The sequence below is a fragment of the Chryseobacterium rhizoplanae genome (genome assembly GCF_900182655.1).
GTDB classification, from domain to species: Bacteria; Bacteroidota; Bacteroidia; order Flavobacteriales; family Weeksellaceae; genus Chryseobacterium; species Chryseobacterium rhizoplanae.
In genome coordinates this window covers 413812-435406 of record NZ_FXTC01000003.1, presented here as the reverse complement: position 1 = coordinate 435406, position 21595 = coordinate 413812, and the positions used below count along the sequence as shown (strand labels likewise).

Annotated in this window: 14 protein-coding genes and 1 tRNA gene; 12 read left to right on the top strand and 3 right to left on the bottom strand. The window is 32.0% G+C overall.

Annotated elements, in window-relative coordinates:
• The first annotated feature begins 38 nt into the window (after nucleotides 1-38).
• The 3 genes from FN817_RS10605 (at nucleotide 39) to FN817_RS10595 (ending at nucleotide 2832) form a co-directional block, all read left to right on the top strand.
• On the top strand, nucleotides 39-1457 hold the full coding sequence (locus tag FN817_RS10605) for an amino acid permease (RefSeq protein ID WP_142717879.1): 1419 nt from the start codon (nucleotides 39-41) through the stop codon (nucleotides 1455-1457).
• Nucleotides 1458-1715: 258 nt separating this feature from the next.
• Nucleotides 1716-2348: an HdeD family acid-resistance protein gene (locus FN817_RS10600; protein ID WP_142717878.1), complete on the top strand. Its 633-nt coding sequence runs from the start codon at nucleotides 1716-1718 to the stop codon at nucleotides 2346-2348.
• Between the two features lie 148 nt (nucleotides 2349-2496).
• Nucleotides 2497-2832: a hypothetical protein gene (locus tag FN817_RS10595; RefSeq protein ID WP_142717876.1), complete on the top strand. Its 336-nt coding sequence runs from the start codon at nucleotides 2497-2499 to the stop codon at nucleotides 2830-2832.
• Between the two features lie 337 nt (nucleotides 2833-3169).
• Here FN817_RS10595 and FN817_RS10590 read toward each other — a convergent pair.
• A tRNA-Gln gene (locus tag FN817_RS10590) sits at nucleotides 3170-3240 on the bottom strand.
• An 855-nt stretch (nucleotides 3241-4095) separates the two neighbouring features.
• Between FN817_RS10590 and FN817_RS10585 the strand changes: the two genes are divergently transcribed.
• The 7 genes from FN817_RS10585 to FN817_RS10555 are packed head-to-tail and all read left to right on the top strand — an operon-like array spanning nucleotide 4096 to nucleotide 14895.
• The gene (locus tag FN817_RS10585) at nucleotides 4096-5085 is read left to right on the top strand and encodes a DNA-methyltransferase (protein WP_185149908.1); all 990 of its coding nucleotides are present in this window, start codon (nucleotides 4096-4098) and stop codon (nucleotides 5083-5085) included.
• 14 nt (nucleotides 5086-5099) lie between these two features.
• Entirely contained in the window at nucleotides 5100-7100 is a 2001-nt protein-coding gene (locus FN817_RS10580; protein ID WP_142717875.1) for an ATP-binding protein, read from the top strand.
• Between the two features lie 6 nt (nucleotides 7101-7106).
• Nucleotides 7107-8465 carry a hypothetical protein gene (locus FN817_RS10575; protein WP_077419100.1) on the top strand — a complete coding sequence of 453 codons (1359 nt, stop codon included), beginning with the start codon at nucleotides 7107-7109 and terminating at the stop codon, nucleotides 8463-8465.
• Complete coding sequence (locus FN817_RS10570) at nucleotides 8462-10573, top strand: AAA family ATPase (protein WP_142717874.1); 2112 nt, start codon at nucleotides 8462-8464, stop codon at nucleotides 10571-10573. The genes FN817_RS10575 and FN817_RS10570 overlap by 4 nt, the downstream gene beginning before the upstream one ends.
• On the top strand, nucleotides 10566-11522 hold the full coding sequence (locus FN817_RS10565) for an HNH endonuclease family protein (RefSeq protein ID WP_077419102.1): 957 nt from the start codon (nucleotides 10566-10568) through the stop codon (nucleotides 11520-11522). The genes FN817_RS10570 and FN817_RS10565 overlap by 8 nt, the downstream gene beginning before the upstream one ends.
• Before the next feature lie 42 nt (nucleotides 11523-11564).
• A complete protein-coding gene (locus FN817_RS10560) occupies nucleotides 11565-13181 on the top strand; it encodes a hypothetical protein (RefSeq protein WP_142717873.1) in 1617 nt (538 codons plus the stop codon).
• Nucleotides 13174-14895: a hypothetical protein gene (locus FN817_RS10555; protein ID WP_142717872.1), complete on the top strand. Its 1722-nt coding sequence runs from the start codon at nucleotides 13174-13176 to the stop codon at nucleotides 14893-14895. The genes FN817_RS10560 and FN817_RS10555 overlap by 8 nt, the downstream gene beginning before the upstream one ends.
• Before the next feature lie 285 nt (nucleotides 14896-15180).
• Here the strand turns inward: FN817_RS10555 and FN817_RS10550 are convergent, their stop codons facing one another.
• On the bottom strand, nucleotides 15181-15498 hold the full coding sequence (locus FN817_RS10550) for a DUF6922 domain-containing protein (RefSeq protein ID WP_142717870.1): 318 nt from the start codon (nucleotides 15496-15498) through the stop codon (nucleotides 15181-15183).
• A gap of 37 nt (nucleotides 15499-15535) precedes the next feature.
• Nucleotides 15536-16216 (bottom strand): nucleotidyl transferase AbiEii/AbiGii toxin family protein, encoded by a 681-nt coding sequence (locus tag FN817_RS10545; RefSeq protein ID WP_142717869.1) that lies wholly within the window; start codon nucleotides 16214-16216, stop codon nucleotides 15536-15538.
• Between the two features lie 958 nt (nucleotides 16217-17174).
• On the opposite strand from FN817_RS10545, the gene FN817_RS10540 reads away from it, so the two are divergent.
• Nucleotides 17175-18758 (top strand): T9SS type A sorting domain-containing protein, encoded by a 1584-nt coding sequence (locus FN817_RS10540; protein WP_142717868.1) that lies wholly within the window; start codon nucleotides 17175-17177, stop codon nucleotides 18756-18758.
• Between the two features lie 10 nt (nucleotides 18759-18768).
• Nucleotides 18769-21594, top strand: coding sequence for a hypothetical protein (locus FN817_RS10535; RefSeq protein ID WP_142717867.1), 2826 nt, complete (start codon nucleotides 18769-18771; stop codon nucleotides 21592-21594).
• The last annotated feature ends 1 nt before the right edge of the window (nucleotide 21595 follow it).

Genomic DNA, 21595 nt, shown 5'->3' with positions numbered 1-21595 from the left:
AAAGTTTTTATATATTTAGCGACCGAATAATTCATTCAATGAGCAACGAAAATAAAACAGGAGAAAAGGAGACTTTAGTTAGAGGATTAACAAATCGACATATACAATTAATTGCCCTTGGAGGTGCCATAGGAACCGGGTTATTCCTGGGAATCGGGCCGGCTGCAGTACTGGCGGGACCTTCAGTAATTTTAGGCTATGCCCTGGCCGGAATTATTGCCTTTTTTATTATGCGTCAGCTTGGTGAAATGGTTGTTCAGGAACCCGTATCAGGAAGTTTTAGCCACTTTGCCTACAAATATTGGGGAAATTTTCCAGGATTTGCTTCCGGATGGAACTACTGGATTCTCTATATTCTGGTAAGTATGGCGGAACTCACGGCAATCGGACATTATATTCACTTTTGGTGGCCGGATATACCGCTTTGGGTTTCCAGTTTATTCTTTTTTATTGTAATTAATGCACTTAATCTTGCTTCCGTAAAGGTATATGGAGAAACAGAGTTCTGGTTTTCTATCATCAAAGTAGTAGCTATTATAGCCATGATTATCTTCGGAGTATACCTGTTGATAAGTGGTACAGGAGGAGAAAAAGCAAGCATTACCAATTTATGGAATGATGGTGGATTCTTTCCGAAAGGATTATTTAACAAAACAGAAAACGGATATTCAGGATTATTTGCTGCAATGGCCATGATCATGTTCTCTTTCGGAGGATTGGAACTGATCGGAATTACAGCTGCAGAAGCTAAAAATCCGGAAAAAACCATTCCACAGGCTACCAACCAGGTGATTTACAGAATCCTTATTTTCTATGTGGGAGCTTTGGTGATCTTATTTTCATTAAGCCCCTGGAGAGATATTACAGAAGGTTCCAGCCCGTTTGTAATGGTGTTTCAAAATCTGAACGGCCTTGAATTCAGCCTTTTTGGTAAAGTGATTCAGTTCAATACATTGATTGCTAATGTGCTTAACCTGATTGTTTTAACCGCAGCGCTATCAGTATATAACAGCAGTGTTTACAGTAACAGCAGAATGCTTTTCGGATTGGCTCAGCAGGGGAATGCCCCGAAATTCCTGAAAAAGCTGAATAAAAATTCTGTTCCTATCAATGCCATTCTTATTTCATCATGCTTTGCCGGGATATGTATCATCATTAACAAATTAGTACCGGAAAAAGCTTTTGAATACTTAATGGCTTTAGTAGTATCTACTTTGATTATCAACTGGCTGATGATATGCTATACCCATTTGAAGTTTAAAAAATCAATAAATGCATCAGGAATTCATTCAAAATTCCCTTCTATATTTTATCCTGTATCCAATTATATCTGTATTGCCTTTCTGGTTCTGATATTAGGATTAATGAGTATCACAGGAATGGAAATTCAGGTGATTCTGATTCCGGTATGGATTGGCTTTTTGTTTATTATGTACAGATTATATAAAACGAAATAGGTTATAAAAAACTATATCTGAAAAGGTGAAATCATTTGATTTTCACCTTTTTTTATTTGTGAAAATTCTGGAGAATATTTTTTTAAGTAGAGAAAAATTAAAAATTTTCATTGGATGCTATCACATATTTTTAGCATATTTTTCGTATCTTGGTGAGAGGTTATATTTCAAATTCAGGTGAAATTTTGATCTGTTTGAAATACCTGCGGATAAGCCGAAACCCGTTAAAAAAAGTAGGCAGGACTAAAAAAGACACTTATGGCCAATTTATTTCAAACCCTTACCAACACCGTAAAACATTGGTATATCCCATTAATCTTCGGAATTATATTTCTGATCTGTGGTTTTTATGTATTCAGTGTGCCGCTTGCAACGTATGTTACACTTTCCATTTTTTTTAGCGTTTCATTTTTATTTTCAGGAATTACGGAAATATTCTTTTCCTTACAGAACAGTAAATCCCTGCAGGGTTGGGGCTGGTTTCTGGTAAGTGGATTATTAACTACAGCGATAGGAGTTTATCTCATCGCAAATCCTCAGATTTCAATGACTGTGCTGCCGTTTGTGATAGGATTCACTTTACTGTTTCGTTCCTTTCAGTTATTGGGTTTTGCATTCGATCTGAGAAGTATGAAAATAATGAGCTGGGGAAATGTAGCGCTGGCCAGTGTCGGAGGAATTATATTTTCTCTGTTGTTGATTTTTAATCCGGTATTTACAGGAATTTCATTAGTTACCCTTACTGGTGTTTCTTTTATTTTCATGGGAATAGCTTCCATTATGCTGGCCCTGGATTTAAGGAAAATTAAAAAGATCCCCGGAAAAGTAAGCCAGGAATTAAGAGACAGAATCAAATCTATACAGGAGGAAATTGATGATCTGAAAAAATAATAAGTAAATTACTTCTCAATATAAAGGCCTTGTAAAAAGGTCTTTTTTATTCATTATTTTCCTGTGCTTAAAGTAAAAGGAAAATCAGATAACAAGGCGAAGTAGAAATTGTTAAAAAAAAATGTTACGTACTCAATTAGATTAAATTATGAAAATATCTGTTTTTTTTGTTTTTTTATTAGGTTTATTTTCTTGTGGAGAAATTGATTGTAATACTGTGAAACAAGGATTCTATCCTGATGAATATAATATAATTGTAGAAGAATCAAATATAAATGAAGTATGGATAAAAATTAGAGGTTCTGTTCCAATAACTGAAAAAAAATCTAGTATTATGGTACATAATAATTGGATGGTAGACTTCAATGAAGTCGAAGAGGGAGATACGATAGTTAAAAAAAGGGGAGATTTAATGCTTGCTATTCATAAAAAAGATACTATTATCAGACATGATTGGTATTGTAAAGGAAAGCCTTATAGGTAAGTTTAATACAATTATCATGAAATTAGATAAGAGTGGAAGAAATTCTACTCTTATTTTTTTTGTAACTCAAAATTTATATAGATTCTTTAGCAGTCTTACTTTTATTTTTCATATCAAAATATTCTTTTTGTCTGAAATTGAGTATTGGAAAATAAAAACTTCAACTTTGTAATCTTAATTTAAATGATTGATTATTAAACTAGAAAATGCTTCCGGTGCTATCTAGTTAAGAGGGGTGAAAGACAGAATGTTTTTTCTTTTGAGATGAACTCAACTTTTTGCTTTTTTCAAAAGAGGATCTAAAAAAACAAAAACCATCCTTAAAAAGGATGGTTTGTAGACCCACAGGGATTCGAACCCCGACTGACGGTACCAAAAACCGGAGTGCTACCGTTACACTATAGGTCTGCTTTATTTTGGTGATGCAAATTTATATAATTTTTTCTTATTTACAAATATCTTCTTTCAATTTTCTGCTGTTTGCATGAAAAAAAATTAGATTTTAATCCCATAACAATTGATGTATGGATAAAAACAAAAACCACCCTTAAAAAAGGATGGTTTGTAGACCCACAGGAACAAATCTCGAACCGATTCGCTGATGATCTGCAAATTTTGTCAACTTTACAGTTATAAGACTTTAGTTTGAATAGTGGAATAGATAATTATCAATTATTTAATAAAAATACTGTCGTTATCTGTACAAGTCTTGGTTTTAAGAATCAAGACTTTTATTCTATTCAGTGTACTTTTTCGTTCTACATAAATCCAAATTACATTATATTTGATACAAGTGAGTAAAGTGGACTATGTTAAAAGAACATAAATTTCATAATCAAAAGCTAAATAAAAATGATTTAGCATTAATAGTCAATTCGACTTTTGATAATCGGATTATGATTATAGTAATGGAATATACATAATAGGCTCAATGTAATATTTTTAATATCCGTATAAATACGGATGTTTTTATGTGTGATTTTTACGAAATTTCTTTCGATAATTTACATTTTACGGAAAACCATATTTAATTTTTCTTACATTAAAGTATTTTTGATAGTTAAATAATATTTAGACAACAAAGTTTGTTTAAAATCACCTACAATTATTAAAATCTATCGATCATGTGGAAGTTATAATACTTAATTTTGAACTCTTAAATATTTAATTAATTATCATTAATATTTTTTTTCAAAGAATTTTTTTAAGTTAATATGCTTTAGAGAATTAAGAATTGAAGATATACATTGTAAATAGATTTTTATGTCAACTGAAATAGAAAAAAATAAAAAATATAAATCAAAACTTGGTAAACTTTTAGTAGGTAATTCACTTGAGTTATTGAAAAATGATAAAAAATTAGCCAAATTGAAAGGCAAAGTAAATCTTATAGTTACTTCACCACCGTTTCCCCTTAATAACAAAAAGCAATATGGAAACGAAAAAGGGGAAGAATATAAAGATTGGTTTATAAAATTAGCACCAATATTTTCAGATCTTTTAGCTGATAATGGTTCATTAGTCATAGAAATTGGAAATGCTTGGGAACCAGAGAGACCTGTTCAATCATTATTACATCTTGAATGTCTTTTAGGAATGGTTAAGCATCCTGCAGCTAACCTTAGATTAATTCAAGAATTCATTTGTTATAATCCGTCGAAATTGCCTTCGCCAGCTCAATGGGTAACTGTTAATAGATTACGAACAGTTGACAGTTATACACACGTTTGGTGGATTGCTAAAAATGATTTCCCAAAAGCAGATAATAGCAAAGTATTACGTCCCTACAGTAAGAGTATGGAACAATTGCTAAAAAAGCAATCCTATAACGCAGGTAAACGTCCATCAGAACATCAAATAAGTGAAAAAGGATTTCTCAAAGATAATGGGGGAAGTATTTCTCATAACTTTTTTGAAATGGAAGCTTTGGATGAAAATAGAGAAGTTAGATTACCTCACAGTGTATTGAGTTTTTCAAATACCAATTCTAATGGCTATTTTCTAAAAACTTGTAGAGAGAAAGGAATTACGCCACACCCAGCTCGTATGTCTGCTGGACTGGTAAATTTCTTTATTCAATTTTTGACAGATGAAGAAGATTTGGTTCTGGATCCATTTTCTGGAAGTAACACTACAGGTTATTGTGCAGAAAAATTAAACCGTAAGTGGATATCATTTGAAATTAAAGAAGATTATATTGAACAAGCCATTATTAGGTTTAGTGACCCTGATTTAAAATCACCATTAAAATAAAAACTACTATAACTATGGAAAACTTAAGGGATGAATTTGAAAAAATTGCTAAAACCGATATTTTTGAGGTTGGAAAAGACTCCAAAAATTTTGTAGGTAATCCTTTTAAAATAGACTACGACAAAACAAGTCTATTAACATGTGATGATTGGAAATACAGCGTTGGAGGTATTGCTCAAGGTTGTTTTCTATTAGCATTTTATGAAAACGATTTTGGAGAAGAAATTGTACATGAAGCATTATTATTAAGAGCATTGAGACCTTGTCCTATTCCAAGTGATAGTAGTGTAATTAGTTCCAGAATAGAATATTTTAAAGAAGAGCTTAAGACAGCTGGAAAAAATAGGCAAATTGATCAATTTACCAGATTTGAGTTTAGCTGCTCTGGGATGGAATGCTCTATACTTGGGACATTTTATAAAACTGCTGATGAAAAAATAGAGTTTGGAGCAGATTTAGAAAATTTTTATTCTCCACATTTATACAAAGTTTATAAACCATCAGGTAAATACCTTCAATATATTGTAAATCTTAGAGATAATGATGGCCCGTTAAAACCAGATTCTAATTTTCAAATAGGAACAGTTCGCTATAGTTCAAGCAGAAAGAATTATTCAGATGGCACAATTACAGATGAAAAAGTTTACATGCATACGAAAGATATATTGGGCAAAAGAACTGCCTTGTTTGGTATGACCAGAACAGGTAAATCAAATACAGTTAAAAAGTTAATCGAGGCTACCCAAGAACTTTCAAGTAAAACTACTACTACAAATATGAAAGGAAGCTTTCAGGAAGATATTAATCCATATAATGAAAATGAAATCCCGAAAGCAAAAGTAGGTCAAATCATTTTTGACATTAATGGCGAGTATGCAAATAAAAATTTACAGGACGGAACTGCGATTTTCGAAAAATATGAAAATGATGTTACCAGATATAGTGTACTGGAAAAGGAAGGTTTCAATGTATTGAAAATTAACTTCTATAAAGAAATTGTAGCAGGTCAAGAATTAATTAGAGGATATTTTAAACAATTTGGTAAACAATCGGATTATTTCGAGGACTTTTTAGGAGTTAATTTAGAAAAACCTGAAGATGCTTCTGAGTTAACAAATTTTTATAGAAAATTAGCTGCATATAAATGTTGTCTGAAATTAGCGGGTTTCCAAATTCCAAAAACATTTAAATTGACATTTCAAGGTAAAGCAGAAGGGATTGATGATCAGATCATCGAAAATAAATCTATAACTCCTAAGGATGGAATTACATATGATGAAGCTATTATTTGGTTCACTCAAGTGTGGAAAAATTATAAGGAGTGGGAATATTTAAAAAACTATGAGAATAAAAATGGACATGAATGGGCGGATAATGATTTAAAAGCTTTATTGCGATTTATTTCTCAATATAGGCAACCTGAAGAGAAAGGGCCAATAAATAGTTATATTAAATTAAAACCACTTATTAAATATCACTCGCAGGCAGCAACTATTTTGTTTGAGAACGAAATTGAAGGACTCGTTCGATCAGGAAAAATTGTAATTGTTGATTTATCTCAAGGCGATCCTGAAATTCAGAATCTTTATTCTGAAAAGATTTGTAGAACAATTTTTAACTCATCAATGAGAAATTTCATTGATGCTAAACCAAACAACTTTATCCAGTTTTACTTTGAGGAAGCACATAATCTTTTTCCAAAGAAAGATGATAAAGATTTAAGTCAGATTTATAATAGAATTGCCAAGGAAGGTGCTAAACTTAATCTGGGAATGGTATACGCTACACAAGAGGTTAGTTCAATTAGCTCAAATATTCTGAAAAATACCCAGAACTGGTTTATAGCTCACTTAAACAATGAAGATGAAGTAAAAGAGTTACGAAAATTTTATGATTTTAGTGATTTTGCAGATGCTTTAATTAAGTTTAGTGCAAAGAATGATAAAGGATTTGTTCGAATGAAAACTTATTCCAATCCTTTTGTTGTTCCAGTACAAATTGGACTTTTTAAATAACGGAATATGTCAAGCGAATACACAAATAATAGTTTCGAACAAGGTAGTCGAATTTCTCATAGTTACATTATTAACGATGAGGAAGTAAAACAGTATTTAAATAACTGTGAAATTCCTGTTGAAGCGGAAGATGTAGAATTGAATGATGCTCTTAAGTGTGATATTGTATATCCTGAAAAGAATACAATTGAATTTATTGTTGCAGTTGATGGAGAAAGTACGACCATTCCTGTTAAAAAAAGTTTTCCATCTTCATTAATCACTTTTTTTCAGTTTGGTTCACTTCTTATCAAAGGTTCTGACTTGGATGAAATGGAAAAGAAGCCATTCGTATCACCTTCTGATATTAATAAACTAAAGAAAATAGAGCGAGAAAAGTTTGTCTTACCCACAAAAAATGTTGCACTTAAAAAAGATATTGATTTTAGAACAACCGTTAGAGAAGCTATCCAAGAATTTTATAAAAAAAAGCATTCAGGCAAAACATCTATTCTAGAAACATTGTATTGGTTAATATTTGAGCAATATAATCCCACTTCTGCTAAAAGTAATTATAAACTTTCTCAGTGTCCTCATTGCGGAACAAATAATATTCTTTTGGAGAAAGATAAAATGGATTTTAAGAATTATTCATGGAAATGCACAAAGATTAATTGTGAAAAAGAAATCTTGATTACTGATGTGCTAAGATTATTTGAGAAAGTTGATAAAGTTGAAAATGCCGATGCTTCCGGTATTATTACTTATTTAGAAAAGGCTACAGAAAGTTTTTTTATGATCCATACTATAAAAAGCTTAATAGAAATACAGGATGGTTTGGTAGATCGTTTTTTGTTTGTCAAGGATGGTCCATTAAGTTTTGGTGGTGAAACAGCTAACATGCATAAACCAATGCAGGCCTTAATAACTTATCTTAACCAAAATAATAGGATTAATCTTGTCGGAGTTGAGACTTCCGGAGCTTTTGTAGATCATGCAAGACAAATTAAAGACAAGTTAGATCCTGGTCAGGTCTTTTTATTGAATAATGAGCATATTTACACTTATATACAAGTTGGTAATCATAAAGAACAGCAGTACGGTAGTACATCATATTACAGTGGAAAGTTTATTTATAAATCTTTTGATAAAAGAGTGTATGTTCTTACAATACCAGTAGAAAATCATAATACATATTATAATCAACCAGAGATTGATGACTTAAAAAATATCCAAGAAATACTTATGAATATTGATAAATTAAGATGTGATATTTATGAGAATGCGCTGATTCCTGTTGCTGTTGCAAATAAACTTATCTCACTAACAAACCACCCAAGTTCAAATATATTGGAACGATTTGCTAAAAAATCTATGGGAAGATGATTAGAATAGAAAAACAAAAAGCTCCGGGATATCTAAATTCGGAAATTGTTGATTTAGCTATTGAAAAACTAGAAGAGTTTTTCTCAGCTAATAATAGAAGCCAAAAGCGATACGGCTGGCCTTTTAATAAAGAAATAGACAACGAGCTAAAAAAATACTTGCATGAGCAGTTTCATGGTAAGTGTGGTTATTGCGAAATTAGAATAGACTTCCCAGAATTAGGAGTAGTTGATAGATATAGACCTAATGATGGGGTAAGAGATCAAAATGAATTTTATCAAGATCTCTATTGGTGGTTAGCGTTTAATTGGAATAATTTGATATATTGTTGTAAAGAATGCCATCAATATAAAGCTAATTACTTTCCAATTGATGGGGAACGAATGAAAAATCATAAAGTAAATAAAAATACTGAAATCCCTCTTTTACTAAATCCATACGAAGATAATCCAGAGGAACATATAAAAATTGTTGATGGTTGTCTTTTTGTTGGTCTTACTCTTAAAGGAGAGCAGACTATAAGTTTGCTAAGATTGAATAGGGAAAATTTATTAATTGAGCGAGAGAAACTTAAAAACAAGATTGATTCTTTAATTTTAAATTATATAGATAAGGGAAAAGATAGCTTAATGAGTCCTTCTGATTTCCAATTTTTGTTTGGCTATTTAGGGGGTGAAATTGATTTTTTTGAAGCTCATACATTTTTTGGTAGACATTATATTCAAAGACAAAGTGCTACAAAGCGTTTTAAAAATGTACTTGAAAGATTTTTTCCGACGATAGTATTTGACGAAAAAAAAGAAGATTTTAGCATTGATATTGATTCGTCATCTTTAATTAATAACGATTACTTCCCAATAGAATATATTCATATCAAAAACTTTAAATCCATTGATGATTTAAGAATTGACTTTAAAGAAGATGAAATAAATAAAAAATCATGGTTATTTTTACTTGGAGAAAATGGGGTTGGTAAAAGTTCCATTCTTCAAGCAATTGCAATTGGGTTAAAGTTGGATAAAAAATTTATAAATGAGAAAATTGTTGAATCTTTAATTAAAAAAAGAAAACAAACTTCTGAAATTACAATCAAAGAGAGAAATAGTGATAATATAGTACATACAAAACTAATACGAAAATCAGGCACAGTCGAACAAAGTGGTAGATTTACTTCTTATTTGATTGGTTATGGTTCATTAAGGCTTTCAGTTGATGAAATTGAAAGTGAATCAAATAGAGATGTTTCTAGAATAAGCTATCAAAATTTATTTAAACCAACTAAACCATTAAATGATGTAACAAAATGGTTGAGAGCTAAGCGTAAAAATGACGTTGATTTTTTTAATAAAGTAGCAGTTTCTATAAAAAAATTATTACCACATGACAAATCAGACACTGACCTTTCTATAAGAAACGGTGAAATTGTTTTGGGTGATTCAGAAAAGTTATTTTCAGAATTAAGTGATGGTTATAAAAGTACAATTACTTTAGCTCTTGACATAATGATGAAACTTTCTGATGCTCAATCAGACATGAATGTGATGAACGGAATTGTTTTAATTGACGAGCTAGGCAATCAACTACATCCACGTTGGCAAATGAGAATTGTAAAACAGCTACGAGAAGTATTTCCTAATATTAACTTTATCATCTCTACACACCATCCTCTTTGCTTAAGAGGAGCAGAAAGAGAAGAAATTTTGTTGCTTAAAAATTTAGATAATGAAGTTATTATTAATACAGAATTGCCAGATCCGTCTTCTTTAAGGATAGATCAAATCTTAGCATCTGAATTTTTTGGATTAAACAGTCTTGTTGACCCTGAGATAGAAGCTTCGTTTAACAGATACTATGAGTTATTAGCTAAAAATGATGAAGTTAATCCAAGCGAGAGATCAGAGATTGATCAATTAAGAGGATTTCTCAGAAATAAAAAACAATTAGGAAACTCTTTGAGAGATGAACTAATGTATACTGTACTGGACAGATTATTAGCCGAAAAAGTAGCATTTAACAAACAAACTTTGGACAGGAATACTTTAAAAGAAGAAGCTGTTCAAAGAGTAAAAGATGTATGGAAAAATCTAAATCTTGACTTGTATGATTAATGTTAAAAGATTGGACTGTCCAGACATCCTTAAAATTGGAGAAAATCCCCAGAGTGAGGGCGAATTTGAAACAAAAGATGCTATTGACTATTTTAAAATAATTGCTAATCATCAGACAAAATATAAAAAGATAGGGAAGAATAGGCAAAGAACTAAGCAAGATTATACTATATATTCAGACAAGAAAATTAGAAAATTGCTTGTAAAAATGTTTCATGGTAAATGTGCTTATTGCGAAAGCAAAATAACAGCAATTTATAATGGAGATATAGAGCACTTTAGACCCAAAGGAAAAATTCATGACGCAACTCCCAAGAAACCTGGCTATTTTTGGTTGGCGGCAGAATGGGATAATTTATTATTTGCGTGCCCTTTTTGTAATCAAACAAATACCCATGAGTTTAAAAATGGAAATATTATCGAGGAGAAGGTTTTTGGTAAACATGACCAATTTCCATTAGATACAGAAACCTATCGATTAAAATATACCCATGGAATAATTTATTTTACAGATAGTGCAACCTATAAGAAAGCCTTTGATTTAGAAGAGTCCGTAAGGTTACTACTTAATCCGTGTAAGGATGATAGAGTTGAGAAATATTTTAAATTTGATGATAATGGAGCTATTATTACGAATGATGGTCTTACTGATTTTGAAGAGAGAAAAGCCCTTCAATCAATCATTACTTATGCTCTGCATAGACTACCATTAACTATTGCCCGAGAACAAAAAATTATACAAATAAAAGCACAAATTCGGAGAGTCGAAAATGCTATAATAAACTATAATGATAATTTAGACGCTTCTGATGAAGAAAGAATATGGTTTGAGGGAATTATGCGTGAAGAAATGCAAATACTAAAAAAATATAAAGATTCTGACCAAGAATATGCAGCTCTAGCAAGGTATATAATTGACAAATATTTTGACGAGGCAAAATTTATTTAGACAATATAATTAGTTATATAAGATTTCATACAAAATTCAATCATGCAGACTTATAAACAGAACCTAAAAAATGAGGCTCGTGAAAAGCTTGTTAAGCATGCTATTCAATCACTAACAGACGAACGGCACAGTAGTTTTCTAGTTTCTCAAGAACATTTCATTAAAATAACAGACCATTTTAATAAAATGTTCTTCAAATTTCTTGGAAACAAAAATTTTGAATATATCAATCAATACAATTGGCTTTTTTCAAGTGAAAAAAATAATTGGTTAAAATTTTATAAAGAAAAATGTAAATCTAAATTAGCTAGTGAATTGAAGGTATTGTATCTTTCTGGACCAGAGCCAGCTAACGATATAGAAATTTTATGTAATAATGGTATTATCCTTGAAAATATCTGGGCTATCGAATCGGATAAGAAAATATATAAAGAAGCATTAAAGTCATTAATTGAAAATAAAATTCATATCAAATTACACCGTGGATCGTTGGCTGAATTTTTTGAATTAACAAATCACGAATTTGACATAGTGTATTTTGATGCTTGTACTCCAATTCTTTCGACACAACAGTCACCACTTGAAATAATTAAGCAACTTTTTGTAAATAAAAGACTAACGGGCTTATCTACGTTTATTACAAATTTTGCAGAACCAGGTGATAATTATAATTGGGGTGATATATTAGCTACCTGGTTTGCAACAAAGGAATTTTATGAGGTTCCATCAGTAGATGATGAATTCGGAATGAGTCCATTAGAAAAATCATCTTCATTTTCATTATATAGTAGTTTTATAAACCAACATTTAGACTCTTATTATGATACTTTTTTAACACATTTTATACCAACAATAGCATCAGAAATAATTCCAATGTGGCAATTATCTTCTTTAGGATCTGTTCAAAGAAATCATCTACTTAATGAACAGTTGCTCCAAAAAGAGTTGAAAATTATAAAATCGGATAAGATAAATGCAAATTATTCCGATGAGATATTAAAAGAAATACCACATTACATACTTTCGATTGACAATTATCCACTATTAAATTGGGTTAGGTTAATAAATAATAATTTACCCAAAGATCATACTTTACGTCAGTTTATCAATAGTAATCGAAAAAAAATGACAATAGAGGATGCTTTGTATATAGGTAGTTTATTAAAACGTTTTGAAGAAGTAGATTCTGGTTTTAAAACCTTTATTCATAATATTTGTGGAGAAGGTCTAAAGGAAATAATTACTAGACTTGATTTCTTTGATAGAAATATGAATTTGACCTGTGACATACCAATGAAAAATTTATTAATTGAATTGTTATTAGGTATCTATGGACATCCTTATATTGCACATACAGAAAAAACTATGGGAATAAAATACAAGGCAAAAAATACTTGGATGTACTCTAATGTATTTGTTTTTGACCAATGCAGATATCTGTATGATTTTCTACCTACTCTAGACTTATGGGAAAGCTTTTTTGAAAATATCTCACATCAAACAATTATTCGTGGATGCATAGACGAAATTCGACGTAATCATTTGCATCTCAATAATTCACTTTTCAAATGGGGCTTTATCGAAGGTATATATGGAGAATTTACTCATTCTACGCTTTCAGAGAGAATTAATTTAAATATTGAAAATATTGATGTTTGATAAAGATAAAATTATATCAAAACTAATAGGAAATCCGTTTGACACCCAAACAGAAGGAGAGCATATTACTGTTGCAGAGCTTAAAACAATTGATAAGAATGGATTGAAGGAAACCATTGATATCAATACCGCTTTAGTTTCGCCAAGTCTAATTAATAAAATAAAATCATCACATGTTAATCCTTATGTAAATCTATCTGGAGCATACTATAGAGAAGACTATGAATATAAACCTTCATTTTCATTATATCTTTCTAAATCTTCAGGATTAAGTAAAGCAGAACCTTTAGTTGTTTCTTGGTGCTCAGGTAATCATACCACATTCATGGTTGATCAGGGCTTTTTAAGTGCCTTTAAATTATCACCACGTTTGTTGGATAGTGAAATTTTATGGGATGACTTAAAAGAACCTCAATATGATATAGTAAAAATCAAACCTCTTTCTGAATATAAATTCCCAACCTATTCCGAGGCTTATGTGAAAATTAAAAAAGATTATTTAGAGACTTATTTAGCGTATAGAAAGAAAGCTGCTGTACAGATATTCACCATAAAAAGAGATATCGTAATAGACGAAGAAATCTCCACACTGCTTAAAAATAAAAAACACTTTATAGAAGAATTTAAACAATTAGAAATAAGGATTAGCAGATTTGACAACAAAAAGGATACAGCTCGCTTAGAAATAAATGGCTTCAAACTTTTATTAGAAAATAGTGGGAATAATGAGAAAGAAGAAACAGGTGCAGGGCACTATTGGAAGGGAATTGATGGATTGGTAACAGAATGGCGGGCAAGACATGAAATGCCGTTTGAATATGTATATGTTTCTGATAAAGTATTGGCAGTATATGAAACAGACGAAGATTATGAAGTTCATCCTTTGTCCGGAAGTGTAAGCTATAGAAATCAATGGGCAGTAACACATTGTGATCGTGTTGGAAAAAATGCGATTAAAATTGAAATTAAAAAATTATACGAAGGTAATGGATATACAGTAATTGACTATTGGAATAAATTTTCGATTCATCCATCCGAAATTATTGAAGGCGAGAACATTGCTGAAAAAGCAGAACGTTTAATAAGGAAGTTCTTTTTGTTTGGACGAATATTAACTAATCTATTTAACGGATTGCTAGAACTCAACTATCTATCAAAAGATTTAATTAGTTTGGATGAAGAATGTGTTGAATATACGGGATGGTCGGGATTTTCTGAATTTAATGCTATTGCTCAACATGTAGATTTAAAATACTTTTCTAAAGAACAATTTATATCCCGATGTAAAAAATTATATATCATATTAGGAGAAAATTTGAAAGAAAAGCCTTTACGTAAAATTGTAGATATGTTAGGTTTCCCTGCCTCAGATACTGAGAAGCTGAGAAGCATAAAGTTGCTTGAACTTATTATAGCCTATATTAAAGTTACGGAGGAAAGCGGATTAGATCCTTTGGTTAATAAAGACATTATTGTAAAAAGAGTTTTAGAGAATAAAAGTTTCAATGCATTATTAGAATTGTCAGCTGTGAATAGCATTAGACAGCTAGACGCTCATAAAGCAAATGACTCGAAAGCAAGACTTCATAAAGCAATGATAGATTTAGGAGTAGAGCCTAATTCCATTTCTAATAACTATTCTGATGCTTGTTGGCAAGCTTATGATAGTCTTGATAAAATGTTTTTGAGACTAAATGTACTTTTTTCTAATTAACGATTGACACTATCCCACGAAGTGTGTAAGTTAAAAAGTTAGGGTTAGATTTTATAATCTGAGCCTTTTTTCAAAAATAAGCATCAATTGGTTGAGGACAATACCCCACTTTTGGATAGGAATGTTCCATTTTTAGTAGCTTCTTTTTATCAAAAGGAAAAAGAAGCTAATTTTTACCGAGCGTTGCCTCACTCAATGTGGCACCTTTCAATTTTTAATACGAGAAATTGTTTTCTCAAAAATATAATTGGTTTTAATTTATTGCTCAAATAAATAGTTTCTTAACTATATCCAATGATATGGTTTATCCTTACGGTTAATATAGCAGAGCATCTCTTCTTTTTTAAGTTCCGGAAAAAATTCTAAAGCTTTATCAATTGCATAATTTGGCAGGAAATGGATTTCGTCACGAATTGCTTTGACTACCTTTTCGTAAGTATAAAATTCTACAATTCTATCAATGTCGTTTTGATTACCACGTTCAACAATACGGGCAATAATTGACTTATAGGCTTTATGTAGATCCATCGCATCTAAATCAAAATCCCAAAAAAACGAAGGATCAATATCAAAGTGCGGTCTTTTTTTATTTCCTGTTTTCATAGTATAAATTTACTGAATTATAGTGATATATGAAAGTTTAACGTTTGAATCCCTGTCCCTTTTGTTTATGATTTTGCTCTTTGATTTCAGTAAATTTAAGTAATGGGTTCTGTACTGATTTTTTTAGTCTCTCTTCTACCTTTTGCCAGGTTATATCTTTACCTTTTATCATCTTGACCTGTACATTCCTATCAATATTGTCGTGATATAGCAAACTTAAGGCAGCAATTGAGGGATTTCCTCCGTACTTTTTTTGATAAAAATCAAGATAAGTCCTAAGGGAATTGTGTTCCAGTAGGAAATGTATATCAACAAAATCTTTTATTCTGCTTCCATCTTGAAATATAGCGTGAAGTTTCATAGCGCCTATATCCTCGAGGGATGCCAACCTAATGTCTTCTTTTGTTATTATTGTGGGCAATTGCCATTGATACTGATGGGCAAGGATATCGACCTTGATTTCAGATATTTTCAAAAGTAATGTATTTTCAAATGTGTTTTTAACTTCTACAGGATAGTTATCCGAGAGATAGTTTAGGATAGACTTCTCATTAAACGGCTTAGTTGTAAACAGATCAATATCAATACTTAAACGATGACCAAGCATTAGACTGAGTGCAGTACCACCTACCAAGGTAAAATCTTTTAGTCTTTCCTCTTTCATCAGTTTTTGAAGAAGTTCCCACATTTCTTTACTGACAGTTTCTTTATGTAGCATATTTTCATTTTTCAGAAAATTAATTCTGAAAGTGAGGTATGCTTCTACAAGAGCTTTACAAGGAACTGTTTGGCTTTGATTATCAATGAAAGCTAAATTATCAGCCCTTTATTGGTGGAGATATTATTGGAATTACAATTTTTTTTCTGTTGTTATTTAGTACCTGCATACTGATACGTTCACTTAATTTTAACATGATTTGTTCTTCTACTTGGCTCTTATAATTTTAAGAAGTCTGCCTTTTAGTTGGATACCTTAAAATCTACAATATGTATATGGCTTCGTTTTGTACTTTTTTAAAAATTAATTAAAACCCCTGCGTTATAAAAGTAATGTTCCCAAAATTCTGTTTTAAGAATGGATCTATTGACTATTAAAAATGCGTGCGATTTACAACTATGCGGAGAAGTTAGGAGCTCATTCGCAACTTTGAAAGTCCTTAGGTCCTAACAAAGTTGCTGCTTCGCTCTGTGAGACTTTTGAATTGGGATGATTTTGTTTTAGAACCTATGAATTTGATTTAATTGATAATTTTTAAGTGGATGAAATAACATTTGTTGAATACTCTTCCTTCTGTTTTTCTGCTTCAATTACTTTCCAAGTACATATTAATTGTAAAATATATAAATTTTGTGTCTTTTTCCTTTCATACTTGTTTTCATATTTTCAAAATTTATTATAATACGACAAGTTTTGTCGTTGTGAATGGATATTTTTACATCATAGATAGATAGATAGATAGATAGATAGATAGATAGATAGATAGATAGATAGATAGATAGATAGATAGATAGATAGATAGATAGATAGATAGATAGATAGATAGATAGATAGAATTTGATTATTAATTGTATAATTTACAGGATACCACATTAAAATGCTTTTGGTGTCTTAAAAAGTGTTAAATTCGCGAAGTTTTTAGAAACTAATTACTAACTCAGAAAACAACAACACGGGAATGAAAAAATTCTATATCGGTGCATTTACCTTATGCGCGGTCTTGGGAATCTCTGCCCAGGAAGTGGTATGGCAAAAAGACATCAAATCCTCTACCCAGGATTTTCTTAGCCAGATTACCACAACAATCGATCAACAGTATCTTATTACGGGAAGCTCTATTCAAAGCGGTAAGCTCCAGACATCAGGAAGTAAGCAGAATAATGGATATGATTTCCACCTGGTAAAACTCAATCAACAAGGAAATGAAGTCTGGGAGAAATACTTCTCAGGATCCAACCATGATTATTTATCAGCAACAGTCACAACACAGGATGGTGGATTTCTATTGGCCGGAACCTCTTATTCAGGAAAAGGTTTAGATAAAAAAGATGATTCGAAAGGAGGATCGGATATCTGGCTGATCAGAATCAATGAATTCGGTGATGAATTATGGCAGAAAACCTTAGGAAGTTCTTCAGATGAAGAAGCCAGAGCTGTTATTCAAACTACAGACTTAGGGTTCTTTGTTGCCGGTAACGTACAGAATTCTTCAAAAGGGTATGGTTCAAAAGATGTTTTGATCACAAGACTGAATAAAGACGGAAAAGAACTCTCCCAATTAATTCTAGGCGGAAAAGGTTTAGACGAAGTAGAGAAAATGATTCCAACGAAAGATGGCGGAGCATTGGTTGGAATTTATTCCAGAAGTGGATCAGTTAAAACGATCATTATTAATATTTCGACCGACAAGCCTGCAACCTCAAAGCAGAGCGACAATTTCGGTGAAGGTGACTATTGGATTGTAAAGTTAGACAAGAACGGAAAAGTAGAATGGGAAAAGAATTTTGGTGGTAAAGGTGATGATCATATCAGAACCCTCGCATTAACTTCAAATGGTTTTGTTATCGGCGGAGAATCCAGATCAGAAAGATCAGGAAACAAAACTGTAGGTATAGAAGAAGGAACAGACCTTTGGCTGATTTCTTTGAATGAAAGAGGTGATGAACAGTGGCAGAAAGCTTACAATTTCAAAAACAGGGATATCCTGATGGGAATGAACGTTCTTCATTCAGCAGATGACAACTCTTCCAAAGGAATTTTATTAGGAGGCTACACTCAGGCAGAAGGAAGAATACAGACTGATGACGAAACTTTCTGGATTTTATATCTTGATCAGAATGGAAGTGAACAGTGGAGAAAGCACGTGAAAGGAGAATCCAGACAAAAAGAAGAGAGACTTTCTGATTTAAAGCTCAACAGAGATGGTTCAATTGTTCTGGCAGGAACCAGTGCAGAAGAGTTAGGCAAAGAGAACTGGAAGATTGTAAAGGTGGGAGATAAACAGGTTGATCAGCTGATTGAAAAATATGATATCAAGATCTATCCGAACCCAGTTTCAGATTATGCTTACATAGAAATTGGTTTCGATTTTAAGGATGCTGATATTCTGCTGTATGATATGAGTGGAAGACAGCTTCAGAGTATAAAAACCAAGAATAGAGTGACTAAGATTAATACCCAGGCTTTGGTACAGGGAGCTTATCTGATTACTATAAAAACTGATAATAATAAAACGGCAAATGCCAAATTAATAAAGAAATAAACACGAGATAATGAAAAAAACAATCATTTCACTGGTAATTCTTATTGCTGGTATGGGGCAGCTTTATGCCCAGCAACAGCAGATTAATTTTGGGGATTCTTCTAGACCAGTACCGTCTGTTTCTTCCCTTGCCACCTATGCCAATACTCCTATATCTAATGCAACAGGGCTTACTGATATTTCATTTCCTTTGTTAGGACTGCCAACGTATAACAGCAGTATGAGCTTAAATGTGGGGCTGTCTTACAATCCCATGAATGTGTCCCAATATGAGCCTGCCAGTCAAGCAGGAACAGGCTGGTCAGTATTTGCGGGAGGTGTTATCTCAAGGAGTATTACGTTTGATATTGATGAGATGTATGATGATACAACTAATGGTAATTATGTTAAAAATAATTTTGATGACATTTATTATTACAATCTTCCTGGGATTTCTGGAAAATTCAAATTTATCAGGAATTCTACCACTAATACTTTTGAGCTGATTAATCTTTCTTCCAATAAAGTAAAGATCGAATATACCCGAACCAGCAATACCGCAACCCTTATCCTTGATTCTTTCACCATAACCGATGCAAACGGCATAAAATATTTTTTCAATGATTACAGCAGAAGCAATCAGGAAAGAAACATTTATTCACCTGGTGGAAAAGTGTATAAATCTGCATACTTTTTATCTCAGATTAAAGATGCCAATAATGTGGAACTTGCCAATTTTACGTATCAGAAAGATATCAAATATAAGAATGGTTCCACAACGATTGTATATCAAACCTGTAAATTAAAAAGTATTACATCTCCTGGCTTTGGAAAAATTGAATTTGACTATTTATATGATTCTGCTCTGGATGGCGGTATGAATGATCCCTATGAGCTTCAAAAAATAAGTTTAAAAGACAATTATAACCATATGATTTCTGGCTATAATTTTGAATATATTTCATTTGGATATAATTATTCACCTTCAGGAAATCCATTAAATATTGAATACAAAAGATCTTTGACAAAACTAAAAAAGCTGGATAAGAATGGATCTGTTTCACAGACAACAGAATTTGAATATGGTGACTCTGCTGCAGCTTCATCTCCTGGAATGAGTCCAAGCTCTTTATGTGATAATTTATATCCCTCTTTCACCCCAAAAGTTGTCCAAGGAATTTTAAAAAGAGTAATTACTCCGAGCAAAGGAGTCATAGAATATAATTTTGAGTCTAACCAATATTATAAGGATAGAAGTGAGCCCAATTATGTTAATTCTATTCTAAATGGAAATAGTTTTATTGATGAGGAAGTACAATATCTTGCTCCATTTAAAGATCTGTATTACAATACCAAGCAGGCTACCAATTATACATTTACTATTCCAGGAACACAGCCTAAAAAAGTATATCTCGTATTTGGAGTCGATGAATTATTCCCTGCGCCACCATATTGGGATTCCAATACGCCTACGTATGTAGATTATGTGATAAAAAACGGTAACGAGTTTATTTATGGAAATGCCTGTGGATCTTCCCAATATGCGGTAAGAGAGTATGATCTGTCACCAGGAAATTACACTTTCATGGTTACGGGATCGGGAGGTAAAGGTTTAGCTAATTTCTTTGGAATAGAACATATTGCCCAGCCGTTCCCTAACAAGGTTACAGGGGCAGGGATAAGGATTGGCAGTATTAATTATTATAACAGCAAAACAGAAACTACCCCTGTAAAAACTACAAAATTTGATTATAGTAGTTTTTCGGACAGCCAGGCTTCATCAGGTGTTTTGTTCTATCCAGAATCAGCTGTCAATGCCGATAGCTATCCATTATATAAAAATGTAAAAATAACGGAGGGTGATAATAGCAACGGTCATGTGAAGTACTATTATAAAAACCCTGATGATTATCCTAAAAATGGAGATTACTGGCCTTATTACTCTTTAACAAGCGGAGGATTACTGGGCAAAAAAGAAATGTATGATGCACAGAATAAACTTCTGGTTTCAGAAGAAAATAATTACACATTTGAAGAAATTCCTGGAGCCCAGGATTATCAACTTTGGAGCAATAACACGTTAACTTCCAAAACAGCATGGCTGAAAAAATCATCGGTTACCTCCACCAGCTATTTTGATAACGGACAAAGTATGGAAGAGAAGTCAGAAACCAATTTCAATGTGTTTAATTTAGGCATAGCATCTACTAAAAAAGTGGTTGATGGAAATACGGTAGAGCAATTCTATACTTATCCTGAAACCGGATATGCCAACCTGTCCAATGCTCATATTTTAGATGCCCCTGTCATTGCGGAAGAAAAAAATGATGGAAAAACCGCTTCCAAAGCAGAGACAAAATATGATAATGCAAGCAGTACACTCCCAACTTCTGTAGTAACTACCAACATTATTGATGGAACTACAAAAACGACTATGAAATTTGATCTCTATGATGAAAAAGGAAATCTTCTGCAGTTTACATCTTCCGTAGGAATTCCTACGGCTATTGTATATGGCTATGACAAAACACAGCCTATTGCTAAGATAGAAGGAGCAACCTATGCACAAGTGTCACCTTACATTCAGGCTATTGTAGATGCTTCCATTGCAGATGCCCAAAATCCTGATAATGAATCGGCACTACTTACTGCGCTGGATAATTTCAGAAAAACAGCCGCATTGAAGGACTTTCAGATCACAACAATAACCTATGATCCACTCATAGGAATGACTACAACAACCCCTCCCAATGGAATCAGAGCAATTTATAAGTACGATGCTAATAACAGGTTACAAAAAATTGTAGATATGAACGGAGTAACCCTGAAAGAATATCAATACAACTACAAAAACTAAA

What these genes read in the sequence shown, in the direction of transcription:
- FN817_RS10595 (WP_142717876.1), top strand. Translation starts at nt 2,497, where the DNA reads ATGAAAATATCTGTTTTTTTTGTTTTTTTATTAGGTTTATTTTCTTGT.
- FN817_RS10555 (WP_142717872.1), top strand. Translation starts at nt 13,174, where the DNA reads ATGTTTGATAAAGATAAAATTATATCAAAACTAATAGGAAATCCGTTT.
- FN817_RS10600 (WP_142717878.1), top strand. Translation starts at nt 1,716, where the DNA reads ATGGCCAATTTATTTCAAACCCTTACCAACACCGTAAAACATTGGTAT.
- FN817_RS10575 (WP_077419100.1), top strand. Translation starts at nt 7,107, where the DNA reads ATGTCAAGCGAATACACAAATAATAGTTTCGAACAAGGTAGTCGAATT.
- FN817_RS10565 (WP_077419102.1), top strand. Translation starts at nt 10,566, where the DNA reads ATGATTAATGTTAAAAGATTGGACTGTCCAGACATCCTTAAAATTGGA.
- FN817_RS10540 (WP_142717868.1), top strand. Translation starts at nt 17,175, where the DNA reads ATGAAAAAATTCTATATCGGTGCATTTACCTTATGCGCGGTCTTGGGA.
- FN817_RS10605 (WP_142717879.1), top strand. Translation starts at nt 39, where the DNA reads ATGAGCAACGAAAATAAAACAGGAGAAAAGGAGACTTTAGTTAGAGGA.
- FN817_RS10535 (WP_142717867.1), top strand. Translation starts at nt 18,769, where the DNA reads ATGAAAAAAACAATCATTTCACTGGTAATTCTTATTGCTGGTATGGGG.
- FN817_RS10570 (WP_142717874.1), top strand. Translation starts at nt 8,462, where the DNA reads ATGATTAGAATAGAAAAACAAAAAGCTCCGGGATATCTAAATTCGGAA.
- FN817_RS10585 (WP_185149908.1), top strand. Translation starts at nt 4,096, where the DNA reads ATGTCAACTGAAATAGAAAAAAATAAAAAATATAAATCAAAACTTGGT.
- FN817_RS10545 (WP_142717869.1), bottom strand. Translation starts at nt 16,216, where the DNA reads ATGCTACATAAAGAAACTGTCAGTAAAGAAATGTGGGAACTTCTTCAA.
- FN817_RS10560 (WP_142717873.1), top strand. Translation starts at nt 11,565, where the DNA reads ATGCAGACTTATAAACAGAACCTAAAAAATGAGGCTCGTGAAAAGCTT.
- FN817_RS10580 (WP_142717875.1), top strand. Translation starts at nt 5,100, where the DNA reads ATGGAAAACTTAAGGGATGAATTTGAAAAAATTGCTAAAACCGATATT.
- FN817_RS10550 (WP_142717870.1), bottom strand. Translation starts at nt 15,498, where the DNA reads ATGAAAACAGGAAATAAAAAAAGACCGCACTTTGATATTGATCCTTCG.